This window comes from Caballeronia sp. INML3B, from assembly GCF_023631305.1.
Taxonomy (GTDB): Bacteria; Pseudomonadota; Gammaproteobacteria; order Burkholderiales; family Burkholderiaceae; genus Caballeronia; species Caballeronia turbans.
Genome location: NZ_JALQDI010000049.1, coordinates 1 through 16,715, shown reverse-complemented (window position 1 = coordinate 16,715; position 16,715 = coordinate 1). Strand labels below are relative to the sequence as shown.

Here is a 16,715-nt window from a genome sequence, read left to right as displayed (position 1 = left end):
GTCGATTCTCTCCACATTCGATCGAATATAGACTGGCCTTCATCGAAGCGCGCGTAGGCCGCGCTCGAAGCCGTAGTGGAGGGGCTATGCGATACGCAGTCTTGAATCGACCGGAACCCGAGCCGTTCCATCTTTGGCGCGGCATGCTCGCCGGCGCCAGCGCAAGTCTGATCGGCATCGGGCTTGCGCGTTTTGCCTACACGCCGCTTCTGCCGGCGATCATCGGCGCGCACTGGTTTCCGGCGTCGACGGCGGCGTATCTCGGCGCAGCCAATCTCGGCGGCTATCTCGCGGGCGCGCTCGCGGCGGGCTGGCTCGCGCGGCACGCGCGCGCCGCGACCGTCCTGCGCGCGATGATGGTGCTCGCGACCGTCGCCTTCATCGCGTGCGCGTTTCCTGTTTCGTTTCTCTGGTTCTTCACGTGGCGGTTCTTGTCGGGCATTTCCGGCGGCGCGTTGATGGTGCTCGCCGCGCCGACGATCATTGCGCATGTCGCGCCGTCGCGCCGCGGGTTCGCGAGCGGTGCGATCTTCACCGGCATCGGGCTCGGCATCGCGGCGTCGGGGACGATCGTGCCGCTGCTGCTTCGGCAAGGGCTCACGCAGACCTGGCTCGGGCTCGCGGTGGTGGCGTCGCTGCTGACGATCGTCGCGTGGAACGGATGGCCGTCGCAGGATGCGCCTGCCTCCGCGCACGCGAACGAACACCGCCATGCGAAGGCGCCGTCGCCGCCCGCGTTGCGCGCGCTGTTCGTCGAGTACGCGCTCAATGCGGTCGGTCTCGTGCCGCATATGATTTTTCTCGTCGATTTCGTCGCGCGTGGTCTCGGCAAAGGTGTCGACGCGGGCGCGGAGTTCTGGGTGCTGTATGGGCTCGGCGCGATGGCCGGACCGCTCCTCGCGGGCCATCTCGCCGACCGCGCCGGCTTCGGGCCTGCATTGCGCGTGGCGTATCTGCTTCAGCTCGTGGCCGTCGCGCTGCCCGCGGTTTCGTCGAGTTCGGGTGTGCTGATGGTGTCGAGCGTGCTGGTCGGTGCGTTCACGCCGGGCATCGTGCCGCTCGTGCTCGGCCGCGTGAACGAACTGCTCGGGCATCATCCGGCGGCGCAAAAGGGCGCGTGGCGCACCGCGACCACGGGATTCGCCGTGTTGCAGGCGCTCGCGGCTTACGGTCTCTCGTTTCTGTTTTCGAATAGCGGCGGCAATTATCGGTTGTTGTTCGGGATCGGGGCGGGGGCGCTTGCGATTGCGCTCGCCATCGATCTCATTGCCGCGTTGAGGTCGAAATGAGCCAGGTTATTTCCGCATCGGTGCCGCCCGGTTACGCCGAACGCAACGAACAGTACTGGCGGCGCAATCTCGCCGTCTGCGTGTTCGGTTCGTTCACGACGCTCGTGAGCCTCAGCATGCTGCTGCCGTTCTTGCCGCTGTATGTCCGGCAGCTCGGCGTGGAATCGCAGGCGGCGGTGATCGAATGGTCGGGCGTCGCGTTCAGCGCGACGTTTCTCGGCACCGCCGTCACCGCGCCGCTTTGGGGACGCCTCGCCGATCGCTACGGCCGCAAGCCGATGCTCGTGCGCGCGGCAGTGGGCATGGCCGTCGTGATGTCGTTGATCGGCGTGGCGCATTCGGTGCATCAACTGGTCGTGTTGCGTCTGCTCGCGGGGTTGATCGGCGGTTATGCCTCGGCCTCGACCGTGATGATCGGCACGCAGGCGCCGCGCGAGCGGGCCGGCTGGGCGCTCGGCATATTGTCGACGGGCGCGCTCGCGGGCAATCTCGCCGGGCCGCTCATCGGCGGAATGCTGCCGGGATTGATCGGCATTCGCGGGACGTTTTTTGCGGGCGCGGGAATGATTACGGTGGCTGCGCTCGCCACGATCTTTCTCGTGAGAGAGGACTTTCATCCCGACGATGCGAAGAAGCGCGCGTCGCACGCGGCTTCGACGCATGCGCCACGCACGAACCATGTCGTGGTCGCCGCGCTGCTCGCGACCGCGATGATGGTGCTGGTCGCGAACATGTCGATCGAACCGGTCATCACCGTTTATATCGGCAGTCTCGGCGTGAGTGCGGATCACGTGGCGCGCATCGCGGGCATCGTCATGGCCTGCTCGGCGCTCGGCAGCATGTTGACGGCGGCGCGGCTCGGCGCGCTGGCGGATCGCATCGGAAGCTGGAATGTGATCGTCGGATGCCTCGTGCTGACCGGCATCGCGATGATTCCGCAGGCGTTCGTGCATCAGTGGTGGCAGCTCGCCGGACTGCGCATGCTGATGGGCATGACGCTTGCCGGCCTGTTGCCTTCCATCGCGAAGCTCGCGCGCAGCGCCGTCAGTGAAAACAGCAGCGGGCAGATGCTCGGTTATCTGCAGTCGGCGCAGTTCAGCGGGCAGGTGGTGGGGCCGCTGATCGGCGGGCAGATCGGCGTGTGGTTCGGGCTGCACTCAGTGTTCTTCGCCACTGGCAGCTTGCTGATTGCATGTGCGGGGCTGGCGTACTGGGCGCGGCGGCGCTGAGGTATCGCGCGTGGTCAGGTTTCATTCGGAGCATGTTGGGCTCTTTTGTCGGGGTATGCGAAGCGGGTTGGCGACATTTTCTGACACGCTCCAATCAAGCCCGCACGCCCGCGATCGATGCTTCGTCGACAGGCCGATCATCGATAGGAAAGTGCAGCAGCGCCGCGACGAGACCCGCAACGGCGGTCGCACCCCAGATCAGCGAATACGAACCGGTCGTGTCGAACACATAGCCGCCGAGCCACGCGCCGAGAAAAGAGCCGAGCTGGTGGCTGAGAAACACGACGCCGAACAGCGTGCCCAGATGCCGCGTGCCGAATACTTTCGCGATGAGCCCATTCGTGAGCGGCACCGTGCCGAGCCACGTCAGCCCCATGACGGCGGCGAAGACGACGACGGACACGCTCGTCGTCGGCAGCAGGACGAAGAGGGCGATCGTGCCGCCGCGAATCAGATAGAGCCACGCGAGCACGTGATGCTGACGCCAGCGTCCGCCGAGCCACCCGCATCCCCAACTGCCGATCATGTTGAAGAAGCCGATCAGCGCGAGCGCCGTCGCGCCGAGCCCGACCGGCATGTGGCAGAGCATCAGATAGCCCGGCAGATGCGTGGCGATGAACGCGAGCTGAAAACCGCATGTGAAGAAGCCGAGCGTGAGCAGCCGGTAGCCGCGATGACGCGACGCATACGCGAGCGTCTCGCGCAGCGGCATCGCGTGTGTTTCGTTCGATGCCGATGCGTACACCGATGCCTTGCTCCGACGGCTCGCGCGATCGAGCACGATGCCGAGAGGCGCGGCGAGCAGCAGCACGAAGGCGAGGGCATAGAGCGACGCCGGCACGCCCGCATGCACGCGCACTGTCTGCGCGAACGGCACCATCAGCACTTGCCCGAGCGAGCCGCCCGCGCTGGCGAGACCCATCGCGACACTGCGCGTGTGTGGCGACGCGACGCGTCCGACCGTCGCGAGCACGACGCCGAAGCTCGTGCAACTGATGCCGATGCCGACGAGCAGTCCAAGCCCGAGCACGAGCATCCATCCGGAAGTCGCGCCGGCCGCGAGCGCGAGTCCCGCGGCAAACGTGGCCGCGCCCGTCGCGACCACGGGCGCGGCACCGTATCGGTCGGCCGCGGCGCCGGCGAACGGCTGCGCGAAGCCCCAGACGAGATTGTGCAGCGCAATGGCGAAGGCGACCAGCGTGACGGGCAGCCCGCGATCGAAAGAAAACGGCCCGATGAATAGCCCGAAAGTCTGACGCACGCCCATCGCGGCGCTCAGGATCAGCGCGGCAGCGCCGATGAGCGCCCACGTCGTTGCGCGGTTGGTGTTCGTAGTGCTCGACAGGGATGACATGGCGCGTTTTCCTCCTTGCGCGCATCCTCGCAGGCGAACGTCCGTGCTGACAAACGAAAAGTTTTCGCGAACGGATGAACGCAGTTCAACCGTGACGGTTCGCTTCGTCGCCGTTGTTTTCGATGAACTCCGCCGCCTGCGCGATCAGCCAGTTGCGAAACGCGACGAGGTCCGCGCGGGCGCTCGCTTGCGGCGACTCGCAGAGCCAGTAGGCGGTCTGCGTTTCGACGCTCGTCGCGGACGCCTCGACGAGCGTGCCCGCCGCCAGTTCGCGATCAACGAGCGGACGTCTGCCGATGACGACGCCGAGCCCGGCCGCGGCGGCATCGAACGCGAGCTGGACGGTATCGAAGCGCAGTCCGCCGTGGAGATCGAGGCCGTCGATGCCCGCCGCGTCGATCCATGCCTGCCAGTCCTGACTCGCCGTATCGACGTGGATGAGCGCGGCGCGCGCGAGATCGGGCATGCCGTCCGCGCCCGTCAGCGTTGCGCGATAGGCCGGACTGCACACGGGCACGAGCCGCTCGCCGAACAGACGTTGCCACGACGCGCCGTCGACCGGACCGCGGGAGAGGCGCAGGCCGAAATCGAAGCCATCGACGGGAAAGCCCGCCTGACGGCGCGAGGTGTCGACGGTCACGTCGACGTTGGGCCAGTGCGCGCGGAAATCCGCGAGGCGCGGGACGAGCCAGCGCGCGGCGAGCGTGGGCGCGCACGTGACGGCGATGGAGCGGCGCTTGCGCTTGTCGGGCAGCGTTTGCGTGCCGATGGCGATGAGCGAGAACGCTTCGGCGACGTAAGGCAGATAATGCTCGCCCGCCGCGCTCAGCGACAGCCCGCGCGGCTCGCGCACGAAAAGCTCGACGCCGAGCATGTCTTCTAAAGCGCCGATGCCGTGACTCACCGCCCCCGGCGTCACGTTGAGTTCGGCGGCGGCGACCTTGAAACTGCGATGGCGTGCGGCGGCTTCGAAAAGACGCAGTGCATTGAGCGGCGGGAGGCGCTGGGGCATGTTGGCGTGTTGGATGGACGACGTGTGCGTCTATATTGCCATTGCCGATGCAGGCGATGTCAGCGAGCCGGCTGACGCCGCGCCTGCCACCAGGCAACCAGGCGCCGCGCGATGAGCCTGAACGGCGGGTTGGCGAACAGCACCGCCGCGACGAGCGCGATGCCACCGCAGACGAGAAACGTGCCGCGATAACCGAGCGCCGCCACGAGCGCGCCCGACAACACGCCGGAAAGAATCGAGCCGACGCGCGATGCGTTGAAAAACAGTGCCGTCGCCGCACCCGGGGTTCGCGGCATGAGGTCCTGCATGTAGGTCATGCCGAGACATGAAATCACCGACACGACGAACGCATTGAAGGCCTGCATCGGAATCAGGAACTGAACGCTTTGCGATGCCGCGACCGCAACGAAATAGATCATGTGCACCGCCGCGGACGACGCGAGCCATCGCTGCTTGTCGAGTCGCGAGCCGCGTGCGCCGAGCGCGAGCATCGTCGGAATTTCGAGGAATGCGCCGAGCCCGAGCATCACCGACACGTCGATGCGCGTGCCGTGCATGCCGTGCACGACGTAAAGCGGCAAGACGATCATGGTCGCGCTCGCGGCGAGTCCGACGAGCGTCATCGCGATCGTGGCGCGCCAGATTTCCGCGCGCGAGTGCGACACACCGGCGTGCGGCGGCACGAATTCATCGGTGTCGGGCGCGGTCACTTCGAGCAGCGATGACGGATCGCCTGCATAGTGCGCGGGCGCGCTGTGCGCGTCGCCCTTGGGCGAATCGTGCATGCGCCAGACGATTGCGCCGCACGCGATGAAGCAGGCTGCCGCAAACAGAAACAGTCCGTAGAAACCGGCCGCGGCCAGCACGAGCGCGCCGACGGAGGGGCCGAATACCCAGGCCATCGAGAGGACGGTCCTCAGCGTGGCGAGCGCGAAGGATCGCTCGGCGGCGTCATCGACGGGCAGTGCGGCCCGCGCAAAGGAGAACACGAGCGACATGGCCGAGCCGCCCGCGCCGAGAAACACGACGCCGATCGCGACCAGCGCGGCGTAATTGCGCACGAGACACAGCAGCAAAAAGCCGAGCGACGATGCGATGAGCGCCGCCAGCAGCAATCCGCGATGGTGGCCGTGCCTGTCGGACCATTTTCCGGCGAAAGCGCTGGCGACGACGCCGCTCGCGGCGATGAGCGTCATGAATACGCCGAGCCGCAGAGGACTCATGTCCGCCTGCTCGACGCTGAACAGCGACAGATACGGCGCGGTGAACGACATCGCGACGCCGAGCATCAGCGTTGCGCCGGCGAGTGGGAGGAAGAACGGGATGCGTGTGAGGCTGAAGAGGCGTGTGTTCATCGGACGTGGGTCGGCTTGTAGGCCTCGGGCGCGAAAGTGCGGGTCGTGCTGCGGGCGCAAGCGGCGTTCCGCGCGGTAGCGACGCCCGCGGTTTTGCGGCAGTTTGCCATTGCGATCCGATGATTTGTGTGGCAAACGGTCGATCGTGATGGCCCGGTCGGTATTGCGCTTCGGCGCGAGCTGTAGTGCCCGAGCGTAGATTATGAGGTAAGGCTCTTTGCGGCACGGCCAGCAACTGACGGCTGCGCTTGCCTAGAAGCGGTCGATCATGCCGATCTGCACGCCACGAACGGGCGCGCCAGGATAGGCAGGCGTGAGGCCGGTGACGTTGACGCCTCTCAGCGTGAAGGTTGCATTGCCGCGGTTGCGTAGCATCGCGCCGCTCGCGTACAGCAGCAGCTTCGGCGACACGTCGTATTCGCACGCGAGGCTGAACTGGTCCGCGTCGTTGCCGCCGCCCGAACGGTCGCGCGCGAACGCGTACCCTGCGGAAGCGCGCAAACGCGGGCTAAACGCATAGCGCACGGATGTGGACAAGCCGTCGTTGTGATATCGGGGCGAACCGCCATCGTCGTTGAAGAAGGACACGAACGCCGTCACGTGACCGAGCCGGTACGACACGCCGCCGAGGTTGGAGCGCAACGTCGCCGTGCCGCCGTGCGTCTGCTGATGCGCGTAGGAGATGCGCAACGGGCCTTGACGGTACGCGAAGGTTTCGAAGTCGCCGGACAGGCCGTTACCGCTGCCACTGTCGCGCAACGCGATCATCACCGTCGCCGTCAAGCCGTGCATATCCGGCGACAGATACGTAATGCCGTTGTTGGTGTAGGGCGTTATTTTCGACAGATTGTTGAGGCCCGATGCGATGGTTCCCGCGCCGAAGCCATCGAGTTGTCCCTTGAACGGAATGTAAATCGGCGAATACTGGCGGCCCACGCGCACTTCGCCCCACGGCGCGCCGACACCCATCCACGCCTGGCGATTGAAGAGCGTGCCGGGGGTGGACATGCTGCCGTCGGCGGAGTTGAAGCCACCTTCGAGGTCAAACAGCAGACGCGTGCCCGAACCTAGTGCTTCGGAGCCACGCACGCCAAAGCGCGAGCCGCGATACGCGCCCGAATCCATCCGCGGCGTCCACGATGAGCCGGGATTCGTCACCTCGATGCTCGTATCGATGACGCCATATAACGTGACCGAGCTTTGCGCGTGACCCGCTGATACGCACACGCCGGATAAAACGGCAATGCCGACTGAAACTGCACGCCGCGTCATGGCGTGCGAACGAGAGCGCCTCGCAACGAGGCGACTCGAAGGAATGATCGAACTCATGGAACCTTCGGCGGGAGCCGCCGATACTGCTCAATTGTGGGGAGCGCACGGCGGCACGCGCGTCGGGCGCCGCCGCCGTTCTTCGTCAGAAACGCATCATCGACTCAGCGCATACGCGATGACATAGTCGCCGCGATCAGGCGACTGACGTGCGCCGCCCGCCGAAATCAGCACGTACTGCTTGCCGGTCTTCGGCGAGACATAGCTCATAGGACCGCCCTGGCTGCCCACGGGGAGGCGAGCCTTCCACACTTCCTTGCCGGTCGCGCTGTCGAACGCCCGCAGATAGTAGTCTTGCGTGCCCGCGATAAACACAAGGCCGCCCTGCGTCGCCAGTGTGCCGCCGAGCGTCGGCATGCCGATGGGCATCTTCGCGCGCATCTTGATGCCGAATGGACCGGTATCCTGCACGGTGCCGACCGGCACTTGCCACAGCAGCTTGCGCGTCTTCAGGTCGACGGCAGACAGCGTGCCGAACGGCGGCTTCTGGCACGGAATGCCGAGCGGCGACATGAAGCGGTTCTTGTTCACCGCGTAGGGCGTGCCCTTGAGCGGCACCGCGCCCATGCCCGTGTTCACCGCTTCTCCGCCGTTGCTTGCGGCTGCATTGTCCGTCTTCTGCGCGATCATCTGCACCCACAGTCCGAGGCGCATGTCGTTCACGAAGATGACGTGATGGTTCGGATCGGTCGAGACACTACCCCAGTTCATGCCCCCGAGCGATCCGGGAAAGCTCAGCGATACATCCGTGTCCGGCGCCGTGAAGAGGCCGTCATAACGCATCGACTTGAAACTGATGCGGCAGATCAGCTGATCGAACGGCGTGGCTCCCCACATGTCCGATTCCTTGAGCGGGCCGACACCGATCGTCGGCATGCCCATGGAGAACGGCTGTGTATCCGAATACTGCTCGTTCGGGATCGTGCCTTTCTTAACCGGGCGTTCTTCGACCTTGGTGAGCGGCTTGCCGGTCATGCGGTCGAGCACGAAGATTTGGCCGGACTTGGTACCGAACACGACAGCTGGCTTCGCCGGGCCGTTGCCTTGGGGAAAGTCGATGAGGCTCGGCTGCATCGGCACGTCGAAGTCCCAGAGGTCGTTGTGAACGGTCTGGTACACCCACTTTTCCTTGCCAGTGGCCGCATCGAGAGCGAGGATCGACGTGGCGTAGCGATGATCCAGCGGTGTGCGGTTGCCGCCCCACAAATCCACAGACGAGCTGCCCATCGGGATGAACACCGTGTTCATCGCGGGATCGTAGGACATGGGCGCCCACGAGTTCGGCGTGCTGCGCGCATAGGTCTTACCCGGCTGCAGGCGCGCGTTGGGATCGTCGTGGCCGGGATCGAACGCCCAGCGCATCTCGCCCGTCATCACGTCGAAGCCGCGCAGCACGCCGCCCGGCATGTCGGTTTGCACATTGTCCGCGACGCGTCCCCCGACCACGACTGTCGTTCCCGCCAGCGTCGGCGCGGATGTCAGCTGGTACTTCGGATCGGCCGCCTCGCCGAGGCCCGCTTTCAGATCGACGAAGCCGTGATCGCCGAAGCCTTCGCACATTTCGCCGCTATCGGCATCGATAGCGACGAGGCGCGCGTCGATCGTATTCATCAACAAGCGGCGCTGGCAGTTGGCTCCCGCCGTGATGGCGACGGGCGGCACCGGCGTCGCGCCCGCCGACGTAGGCTGAACGAGCGGCTTGGTCGCATCGAAATAAGCGAGACCGCGGCAGCGGTTCCACACCTGCGCCTGCGCGTTTATCTCACGTTTCCAGATTTGCTTGCCAGTGTCCGCATCAACGGCGATCACGTTGTTATGCGGCGTGCAAAGATAGATGCGATCGCCGATCTGCAGCGGCGTTTCCTGATCCTCGGCGCCGTTGCCGGTCGGGCTGATGGGGACATCGCCGGTATGGAAAGTCCATGCGACCCGCAAGTCGTTCACGTTGTCGCGCGTGATCTGATCGATCGCGGCGAAGCGGCTGCCCCCCGGCGTGTTACCGTAATTGCTCCAGTCTTTCTGCGCCTGCTCTTTCGCGACGGGTATGAGCGGCGTCGGCACGCCGTCTAAGGCGACCGTCGGATGCGGCTGGAACATCTGCACGAACGTCACGATCATGCCGAGCGCGATAAGAGCCGCGAGTGCGAAGGCGGGCTTCGCTGCGGACGGCGCGGTATCGGTCTTACGAAGCGACGGCCAGGTGAGGAGTGCCAGCACCATGAAGCCGGCCGGCACCATGAGCCTCGATACGAGCGGCCAAAAATCAAGGCCGACGTCGATTAGCGCCCAGATCAGCGTGCCAATGAATGCTGCGCCGTAGATGACGACAGCGGACGACTTTGCCCGAAAGAACTGCACGGCGGATACGGCAATGACCACGCCCGCAATCAGGAAATAAGCACTACCATGCAATGACACGAGCTTCGCGCCACCGACGACGAAGAACAGGCCCACTGCCAGCAGCGCTAGCCCCAGCAATGCACATCCGGCTCTCAGCGTCGCTGAGGGCCGGGCTTCACTTCCAGACATCTGACTTCTCCCATGAAACTGTTCGCGTGAGGCCGGCACGCGAGAACCGAAAGCTACGTGCAAATGACCGCGAGCGCTCCGTGGTGCGACAGCGACTGCAGTCGATATGCCGATGACCATATCCACCAATCACCGGTGCGAATTTTAAACAATTAGTTAAAACCCTGCAGGATTGGACCTGAAGCTTACTTCTCAAAGACAGGGGGCTGACGCGTCCCGACGAATGGGGGCGACTTGTGAACTCATGCGATCACGCACCGAGTACTCCTGATCCGCATGCGGTTCCATGCGATGCGGTTGGGCGCAGAAAGGGCTTCCCCGATCCGCCGCATTGCTCGCCTTTCGTTGTAGACCGAGCGGGCGGGCAAAACGCCCTCAGCCGAGCTCGATGCCGGTTTGACGAAGCGCTTCACGCAAACCCAATCGCGGGTATTTGATCTCGACAGTGCGCATGTCGCTTAACGCGTCCTGAATGATCCATTCGCGCACGCTGGCGACGATGGGCCGCACCGGCCGGTTCGGCGGTGTGAGCAGACAGCAGCGGCGACTCGTGACGAGCAGTTCCTCTTCGGCCGGCACGAGCGCGCCTTGCGCGAGCCAGTGCGATGTCACGTTCAGCCAGCCAAGCGCGATCCCTTGCCCGAGCAAGGCTGCCTGTACGACGATCGCGTAATCGTTGAAGCGCAGCATGCCGGCCGCATGGCGCTCCTTTGAAGCGAACGCATGAAAACGCTCGTGCCAGCCGCGCTCCTCGTCATCCATGACGATGACCGTATCGCCATGCGCGCGCGCCGCATCCGTCTGCGCGAGTTCGTGATAACGCGGATTGCACAGCGGCAGCAGCGTCTCGGGCATCACGAGCACGGCGTTTTCGTCGATCTCTTCATCGTGCAGAAAGCGCATGCCCAGATCGACATCGACCAGCGGGCCGCCGATGCGCCCCGATATCAATTGAAACCGCATGTCGACCGAGGGAAACGCTTGATTCAAGCGGCTCATGCGCGGCATGAGCCAATGCGTCGTGAAGCCGGTGGATACGGACAGCGTGACCGTTTCGACGCCCGTCGCGCGCGCCTCAATTTCGCGAATCGCGCTTTCGATGCCGCTGAAGCCTTCGGAAATCTTGCGATACAGAATCTCTCCGCTTTCCGTAAGTTGGATACCGCCGCGCACGCGTTCGAAAAGCCGCACGCCGATATGGTCTTCCATGCGCGCGAGCATGCGACTGACGGCGGGCTGGCTCACATAAAGCTCTTGCGCGGCGCGCGTGAAATTCCCGCAGCGCGCGGCCGCTTCGAACACGAAGAGCGCGTTGGCGCTAGGCAGTTTCTTGCGAAGGTTTGGCATGACTTCATGTTATGCCCGATCCAACAATTTTGGAATTGCCGTCAAAAACATGGCGACATAGTATTTTCCCAACCACTGCTCTTTTCGACGAGACGAACGACATGGACGCACGCGCTAAAACGGGAGTGTCGATCAGGTCCGCGACCAAGCGCTACGGCGCGGTGACAGCGCTGGACGACGTATCGCTCGACATCGCGCCGGGTGAGTTCGTCTCGCTGCTCGGGCCGTCGGGTTCGGGCAAGACGACGCTGCTCGGCATCCTCGGCGGTTTCGTGCAGCCCTCATCGGGCAGCGTATGGGTCGGTGAGCGTGACATTACATTTGCGCCGCCGCACAAGCGCGATATCGGCATCGTGTTTCAGAATTACGCGCTCTTTCCGCATATGAGCGTGGGCGAGAACGTCGCGTTCTCATTGCGCGCGCGCCGCGAGCCGAAATCGACGTGGGCGAAGCGCGTCGCCGATGCACTCGCGATGGTCGAACTCAAAGGTTATGAAAGCCGCGGCATTCATCAGCTTTCCGGTGGACAGAAACAGCGCGTGGCGCTGGCGCGTGCAATCGTGTTTCAGCCACAACTCATTCTGATGGACGAACCGCTCTCCGCGCTCGACAAGCAGTTGCGCGAGACCATGCAGATCGAGTTGCGCAGACTGCATCGGCAGCTCGGCGCGACCATCGTCAACGTGACGCACGATCAACGCGAGGCGCTTACGATGAGCGATCGCGTCGCAGTCTTGAAGGACGGCCGGCTCGTGCAGATCGATACGCCAGAACGCCTATATGACCGTCCCTGCGATGCGTTCGTCGCGAGCTTCATCGGCGAAGCGACGATGCTCGATGTCACGCGCGCCGGCGACGATGCGGTGCGTCTCGGCGACACCGTGCTGCGCACTGCGCACCCTTTGCCGCGCGGCGAAAAGCTATTGCTTGCCGTGCAGACGGAAAAGCTCGTCATCGACGGCGACGAGGGTCGTGCGAATGTGAACTGTCTTTCATGCCGCGTGACGGAAGTGCTCTATCAAGGCGAGAGCCTGCGCGTGTTCGCCGCGCTCGCCGACGGCACCGCGATCAGTCTTCGGCAACCCGGCAGCCACGAGGCGCGCAAGCGCATTCCCGCGCCGGGCGCCTCGATGATCGTCGCGCTCGATCCGCAAGACACGATCGTCGTGTCGGCCTGATTCTTTTTACCGCAACCCGTAGAGGATGAAGCAATGAATCTCACTGATTTCAAGGTCCTGACGTTCGATGTCGTCGGCACGCTGATCAACTTCGAAAAGGGCGTGCTGGATTCTGTGCGCCGGCTGGGCGGCCCGAAGGCAAAGGACTTGACCGATGATCAGATCTTCGCGCCGTATATGGACGGCCGTGCGAAGCATCCGGGCCGTTCGAGCCATGAGATGGCGAACGTCTATCTGTACCTCGCGAAACAACTCGGCTTGCCCGAAGATGCGCAAGCCGCCGCAGCATTTCAGCGCGATGTCCTCGAATGGCCCGCGTTCGAGGACTCCGTCGCTGCATTGAAGCGGCTGCGCAAGCACTTCCGTCTCGTGGCGATGACCAATGCGGATCGCGTCGCGTTGTCGGCTTATACGCACACGCTCGGCAATCCGTTCGACGATACCGTGTGCTGCGATGAAACTGGCGTCGCGAAGCCCGATCCGCAATTCTTCGCCTATAACCGCGGACGTCAGGCGGCGTTTGGCTACAAGTTCGAGGAGATTCTTCATACGGCGCAGAGCCAGTATCACGATATCGGCATCGCGACGAAGCTGGGCTATGCAACGTGCTGGATCGAGCGGCGTCAGGGCATGAAGGGCTTCGGCGCGACGCCGGTGCCCGAGGCAGTCACCACGCCGACCTGGAAGTTCGCGACGCTGGCCGCGCTCGCGGATGCCGTCGACGACGAAGTACGCGCCGTCGCCTGACAATGCGCACCCCAACCATGGCATCGCGCCCGCAACCCGAATCGCTATGGCGGGCGATGGCCGCGCGCGTGCCCGTGATGGACGCGCCGGTCAGCACGGGCGCGCCGCTGGCACGCGACATCGATGTGGAGGTGGCGATCATCGGCGCGGGTTATTCGGGCCTGAGCGCCGCATACGCGCTGCAAAAGCGCGGCGTCGAATGCGCGGTGCTCGACGCGAATCCGGTCGGCTGGGGCGCGAGCGGGCGCAATGGCGGCGTGGTGTCGTCGAAGTTCCGGCTGTCTTTTCCGGCCATCGCGGGCGCGCATGGCATCGATGTGGCCAAGCGCATGCATCGGCTCGCACATGACGGCGTGCGTGCGGTCGAGGCGTTCATCGACGAATTCAAGCTGACGCGCGTGCAATTCGAGCACACGGGCAGCTTGCGCTGCGCGCATACGGAGCGCGCGCTCTCATCGATCTGTGCCGAAGCGGACTGGGTGCGCACGATGCTCGGCGATGCTTCGATGACCGTGCAGTCTCACGCGCAAGTGCAGCATGAGACGGGCGCGAAGGGTTTCGTCGGCGGCGTGCTGAGCGCGGATGCGGGCACGATTCTGCCGCTCGAATACGTACGCGGCATAGCGGCGGGCCTGACCACGCGCGGCGTGCCGATCTACGAAGCGACACCGGTGATCGACATGGCGCGCGCGCAAGACGGCCGCGTGCTTTTGCGGGCGCCAGGCGGGGCGGTGCGCGCGAAGCAGGTGATCGTCGCCACGAACGCGTACTCGAATCTGACCGACGCCACGGCTTCCTATCATCGTGAACTGGTGCCGTTCAGAAGCGCGATGATCGCAACGGCGCCGCTGTCGCCTGAGCTCGATTCGCAACTCATGGTGCATCGTCGCAGCTATACGGAAACGCGCCGCATGATGAAGTGGTTCCGTAAAGTCGATGGCCGCGTGCTCTTCGGCGGACGCGATGCATTCGGCAAGGAAGGCGAGCCGACCGGGTTCGACGCGCTGCAACGCGCAATGGTCGCGCTCTTTCCGCAATTGAAGGATGTGGCGGTGGAATATCGCTGGTCGGGTTATGTCGGCATGACGTTCAACGCGCTGCCGCATGTCGGCCGCAGCGACGACGCCACCACATTCTGTCTGGGCTACAACGGCACGGGCGTCGCGATGGCGAGCCTCATCGGCCAGCACGCGGCGGCGCTGGCGCTCGGCGACAAAGCGGAGCTGGCGATGCTCGCACAAGACGGCTTGCGGCCCGTGCCGTTCCATGCGCTGCGCGCGCCGGGCGTGAGGCTCGTCGCCGCGTGGTATCAGTTTCTCGACGCCGTGGGTGCATGATGACGACAGCCAAACGGATTCTCCAGGACACCGCCGTGATGCAAGCCGCGACGATCGACCCTTCGATGCGCCATCAGCGTCGTGAAGATCGCGCGATGCTGCTGTTGATGGTGCCCGCGCTGCTCGTGGTCGTCGTGCTGCTCGTGGCGCCGCTCGTATGGTTGTCGTGGCAGTCCTTCTATCACGATGGCGTGTTGTCGCTCGCGAACTACAGGCGCGTCTTCACGGGCGCGTATCTCGACACATTTCTGCTGACGTTCAAGCTGAGCGTCATCGTGACGGCCATCACGCTATTGCTTGGCTATCCGGTCGCGTACTTCGCGGCATCGATATCGCCGCGATGGAGCGCGCTCGTGCTCGGCATGGTGATCCTGCCGTTCTGGACCAGCGTGCTCGTGCGCACCTACGCATGGCTCGTGCTGTTGCAACGCACAGGCCTCATCAACAAGGCGCTGATCGGTGCGGGCCTGATCGACCGGCCGTTGCAGCTTTCATATAACCAGTTCGGCACCATCATCGCAATGGTGCATATCCTTCTGCCGTTCATGGTGCTGCCTCTCTATTCCGCGATGCAGAAGATTCCGCCGAATCTCTCGCAGGCGGGCGCGAGTCTCGGCGGATCGCCGTTGCATGTGTTCTGGCGCGTGTTCCTGCCGCTGTCGATGAGCGGCGTGCTCGCGGGCGTGACGCTCGTGTTCGTGCTATGCCTCGGCTTCTACATCACGCCGGAACTAATGGGTGGCGGCAAGTCGATGATGGTGTCGATGATCGTGAGCCGCAACGTCGAGATCTACAACAGCTGGGGCGCGGCGAGTTCGGTGAGCGTGGTGCTGCTCATCTGCGTGTTCGCGATCTTCTACGGCGTGAGCCGCGTGATTCCGCTCGAAAAGACGCTGGGGGCGAAATGAACCCGATATCGTTTGGCCGCGTGACCCTGGGCGCAACGGTGATGCTGATACTCGCGTTTCTGATGATTCCGGTGATCATCGTCGTGCCGCTTTCTTTTTCCGACGCGCGCTTCCTGACGTTTCCCCCGCCGGCATATTCGTTGCGCTGGTATCACACGTTCTTCGATAACCCCGCGTGGATCGATGCCGCCAAGACCACGTTCGCAGCTTCGACGTGCGCGGCGCTCATCGCGACGCCGGTCGGCGTCGCGGCGGCTTATGGCATTCAGTACGGATCGCACTGGTCCTTGCGCTATCTGCGACCGCTGTTGATGCTGCCTTTGATGGTGCCGATCATCATCGTAGCGGTGGGCGTGTTCTTCGTATTCACGCAGATGGGTTATGTGAACACGCTCGGCGGCCTCATCATCGCGGATACGATGCTCGGTTTGCCTTATGTGCTGATTTCCGTCGGCGCGGATTTGCGCACGTTCGATCGCACGCAGGAGATGGTCGCGCGCAGTCTCGGCATGAACCGCTTTCGCGCATTCATGGCGGTGACGCTGCCGCAGATCAAGGCCAGCGTGATTTCCGGCGCGGTGTTCGTGTTCATTCAGGCGCTCGATGAAACCGTCGTTGCGCTGTTCATTTCCGGCGGCAATAATCAGACGCTTACGCGCCGCATGTTCGTGACGTTGCGCGATGAAATCGATCCGACCATCGCCGCCATCAGCACGATGCTGACGGCGCTGACCTTGTGCCTCGTGATGATCGTCGTCGTGAGCAGGCGTTCATCGTCGGCCGCGCGGGCCTGACTCTTTCGCTACGGAAAAACATGCGACATCTACAGCAGTTCTATATCGACGGCGAATGGGTCGAGCCTTTCGGCAGCATGCGTTTGCCCGTCATCGATCCATCGACCGAAGAAGCGATCGGCGAAGTCGCGCTCGGCGATGCACGCGATGTGGATCGCGCGGTGGCAGCGGCGCGGCGCGCGTTCGTGTCGTTCTCGCAGACGCGCGTGGCAGAGCGCGTCGCGTTGCTCCAGCGTCTGCTCGAAGCGTATCTCGCGCGTTACGACGAGATGGCCCAAGTCATCTCGCGCGAGATCGGCGCGCCGGC

At 64.2% G+C, this 16,715-nt stretch carries 14 protein-coding genes; 8 read left to right on the top strand and 6 right to left on the bottom strand.

Features of this window, described 5'->3' with window-relative positions:
• Positions 1-86: 86 nt before the first annotated feature.
• A complete protein-coding gene (locus NCS58_RS22325) occupies positions 87-1,289 on the top strand; it encodes a YbfB/YjiJ family MFS transporter (protein WP_061116477.1) in 1,203 nt (400 codons plus the stop codon).
• Complete coding sequence (locus NCS58_RS22320; protein ID WP_061116478.1) at positions 1,286-2,518, top strand: MFS transporter; 1,233 nt, start codon at positions 1,286-1,288, stop codon at positions 2,516-2,518. Before NCS58_RS22325 ends, NCS58_RS22320 begins: the two co-directional genes overlap by 4 nt.
• 94 nt (positions 2,519-2,612) lie before the next feature.
• Here NCS58_RS22320 and NCS58_RS22315 read toward each other — a convergent pair whose 3' ends face one another.
• The 6 genes from NCS58_RS22315 to NCS58_RS22290 form a co-directional block, all read right to left on the bottom strand.
• Positions 2,613-3,872: an MFS transporter gene (locus tag NCS58_RS22315; RefSeq protein WP_061116479.1), complete on the bottom strand. Its 1,260-nt coding sequence runs from the start codon at positions 3,870-3,872 to the stop codon at positions 2,613-2,615.
• Positions 3,873-3,957: 85 nt separating this feature from the next.
• The gene (locus NCS58_RS22310) at positions 3,958-4,884 is read right to left on the bottom strand and encodes a LysR substrate-binding domain-containing protein (protein ID WP_061116480.1); all 927 of its coding nucleotides are present in this window, start codon (positions 4,882-4,884) and stop codon (positions 3,958-3,960) included.
• Between the two features lie 59 nt (positions 4,885-4,943).
• Positions 4,944-6,239 carry a sugar efflux transporter gene (locus NCS58_RS22305; RefSeq protein ID WP_061116481.1) on the bottom strand — a complete coding sequence of 432 codons (1,296 nt, stop codon included), beginning with the start codon at positions 6,237-6,239 and terminating at the stop codon, positions 4,944-4,946.
• A 252-nt stretch (positions 6,240-6,491) separates the two neighbouring features.
• Positions 6,492-7,511 (bottom strand): porin, encoded by a 1,020-nt coding sequence (locus tag NCS58_RS22300; protein ID WP_061116482.1) that lies wholly within the window; start codon positions 7,509-7,511, stop codon positions 6,492-6,494.
• 153 nt (positions 7,512-7,664) lie between these two features.
• On the bottom strand, positions 7,665-10,097 hold the full coding sequence (locus NCS58_RS22295) for a glucose/quinate/shikimate family membrane-bound PQQ-dependent dehydrogenase (RefSeq protein ID WP_061116483.1): 2,433 nt from the start codon (positions 10,095-10,097) through the stop codon (positions 7,665-7,667).
• 375 nt (positions 10,098-10,472) lie between these two features.
• Positions 10,473-11,444, bottom strand: a complete 972-nt coding sequence (locus NCS58_RS22290; RefSeq protein ID WP_061116484.1) for a LysR family transcriptional regulator — start codon at positions 11,442-11,444, stop codon at positions 10,473-10,475.
• Between the two features lie 101 nt (positions 11,445-11,545).
• Between NCS58_RS22290 and NCS58_RS22285 the strand changes: the two genes are divergently transcribed.
• From NCS58_RS22285 to NCS58_RS22260, 6 genes are all read left to right on the top strand, one after another.
• On the top strand, positions 11,546-12,622 hold the full coding sequence (locus NCS58_RS22285; protein WP_061116485.1) for an ABC transporter ATP-binding protein: 1,077 nt from the start codon (positions 11,546-11,548) through the stop codon (positions 12,620-12,622).
• Positions 12,623-12,655: 33 nt separating this feature from the next.
• Positions 12,656-13,369 (top strand): HAD-IA family hydrolase, encoded by a 714-nt coding sequence (locus NCS58_RS22280; protein WP_061116486.1) that lies wholly within the window; start codon positions 12,656-12,658, stop codon positions 13,367-13,369.
• A 2-nt stretch (positions 13,370-13,371) separates the two neighbouring features.
• The gene (locus NCS58_RS22275) at positions 13,372-14,706 is read left to right on the top strand and encodes an FAD-binding oxidoreductase (RefSeq protein WP_061116487.1); all 1,335 of its coding nucleotides are present in this window, start codon (positions 13,372-13,374) and stop codon (positions 14,704-14,706) included.
• Positions 14,703-15,614: an ABC transporter permease gene (locus NCS58_RS22270; protein WP_061116488.1), complete on the top strand. Its 912-nt coding sequence runs from the start codon at positions 14,703-14,705 to the stop codon at positions 15,612-15,614. The genes NCS58_RS22275 and NCS58_RS22270 overlap by 4 nt, the downstream gene beginning before the upstream one ends.
• Positions 15,611-16,408 (top strand): ABC transporter permease, encoded by a 798-nt coding sequence (locus NCS58_RS22265; protein ID WP_061116489.1) that lies wholly within the window; start codon positions 15,611-15,613, stop codon positions 16,406-16,408. Before NCS58_RS22270 ends, NCS58_RS22265 begins: the two co-directional genes overlap by 4 nt.
• Positions 16,409-16,428: 20 nt before the next feature.
• On the top strand, positions 16,429-16,715 hold a 287-nt coding region (locus NCS58_RS22260; protein WP_143756280.1), incomplete at its 3' end, for an aldehyde dehydrogenase family protein.

Excerpts from the sequence above, each read along its gene's own strand:
- NCS58_RS22305 (WP_061116481.1), bottom strand. The coding sequence starts at position 6,239 with ATGAACACACGCCTCTTCAGCCTCACACGCATCCCGTTCTTCCTCCCA.
- NCS58_RS22295 (WP_061116483.1), bottom strand. The coding sequence starts at position 10,097 with ATGTCTGGAAGTGAAGCCCGGCCCTCAGCGACGCTGAGAGCCGGATGT.
- NCS58_RS22310 (WP_061116480.1), bottom strand. The coding sequence starts at position 4,884 with ATGCCCCAGCGCCTCCCGCCGCTCAATGCACTGCGTCTTTTCGAAGCC.
- NCS58_RS22275 (WP_061116487.1), top strand. The coding sequence starts at position 13,372 with ATGCGCACCCCAACCATGGCATCGCGCCCGCAACCCGAATCGCTATGG.
- NCS58_RS22320 (WP_061116478.1), top strand. The coding sequence starts at position 1,286 with ATGAGCCAGGTTATTTCCGCATCGGTGCCGCCCGGTTACGCCGAACGC.
- NCS58_RS22270 (WP_061116488.1), top strand. The coding sequence starts at position 14,703 with ATGATGACGACAGCCAAACGGATTCTCCAGGACACCGCCGTGATGCAA.
- NCS58_RS22285 (WP_061116485.1), top strand. The coding sequence starts at position 11,546 with ATGGACGCACGCGCTAAAACGGGAGTGTCGATCAGGTCCGCGACCAAG.
- NCS58_RS22265 (WP_061116489.1), top strand. The coding sequence starts at position 15,611 with ATGAACCCGATATCGTTTGGCCGCGTGACCCTGGGCGCAACGGTGATG.
- NCS58_RS22325 (WP_061116477.1), top strand. The coding sequence starts at position 87 with ATGCGATACGCAGTCTTGAATCGACCGGAACCCGAGCCGTTCCATCTT.
- NCS58_RS22280 (WP_061116486.1), top strand. The coding sequence starts at position 12,656 with ATGAATCTCACTGATTTCAAGGTCCTGACGTTCGATGTCGTCGGCACG.
- NCS58_RS22300 (WP_061116482.1), bottom strand. The coding sequence starts at position 7,511 with ATGACGCGGCGTGCAGTTTCAGTCGGCATTGCCGTTTTATCCGGCGTG.
- NCS58_RS22315 (WP_061116479.1), bottom strand. The coding sequence starts at position 3,872 with ATGTCATCCCTGTCGAGCACTACGAACACCAACCGCGCAACGACGTGG.
- NCS58_RS22290 (WP_061116484.1), bottom strand. The coding sequence starts at position 11,444 with ATGCCAAACCTTCGCAAGAAACTGCCTAGCGCCAACGCGCTCTTCGTG.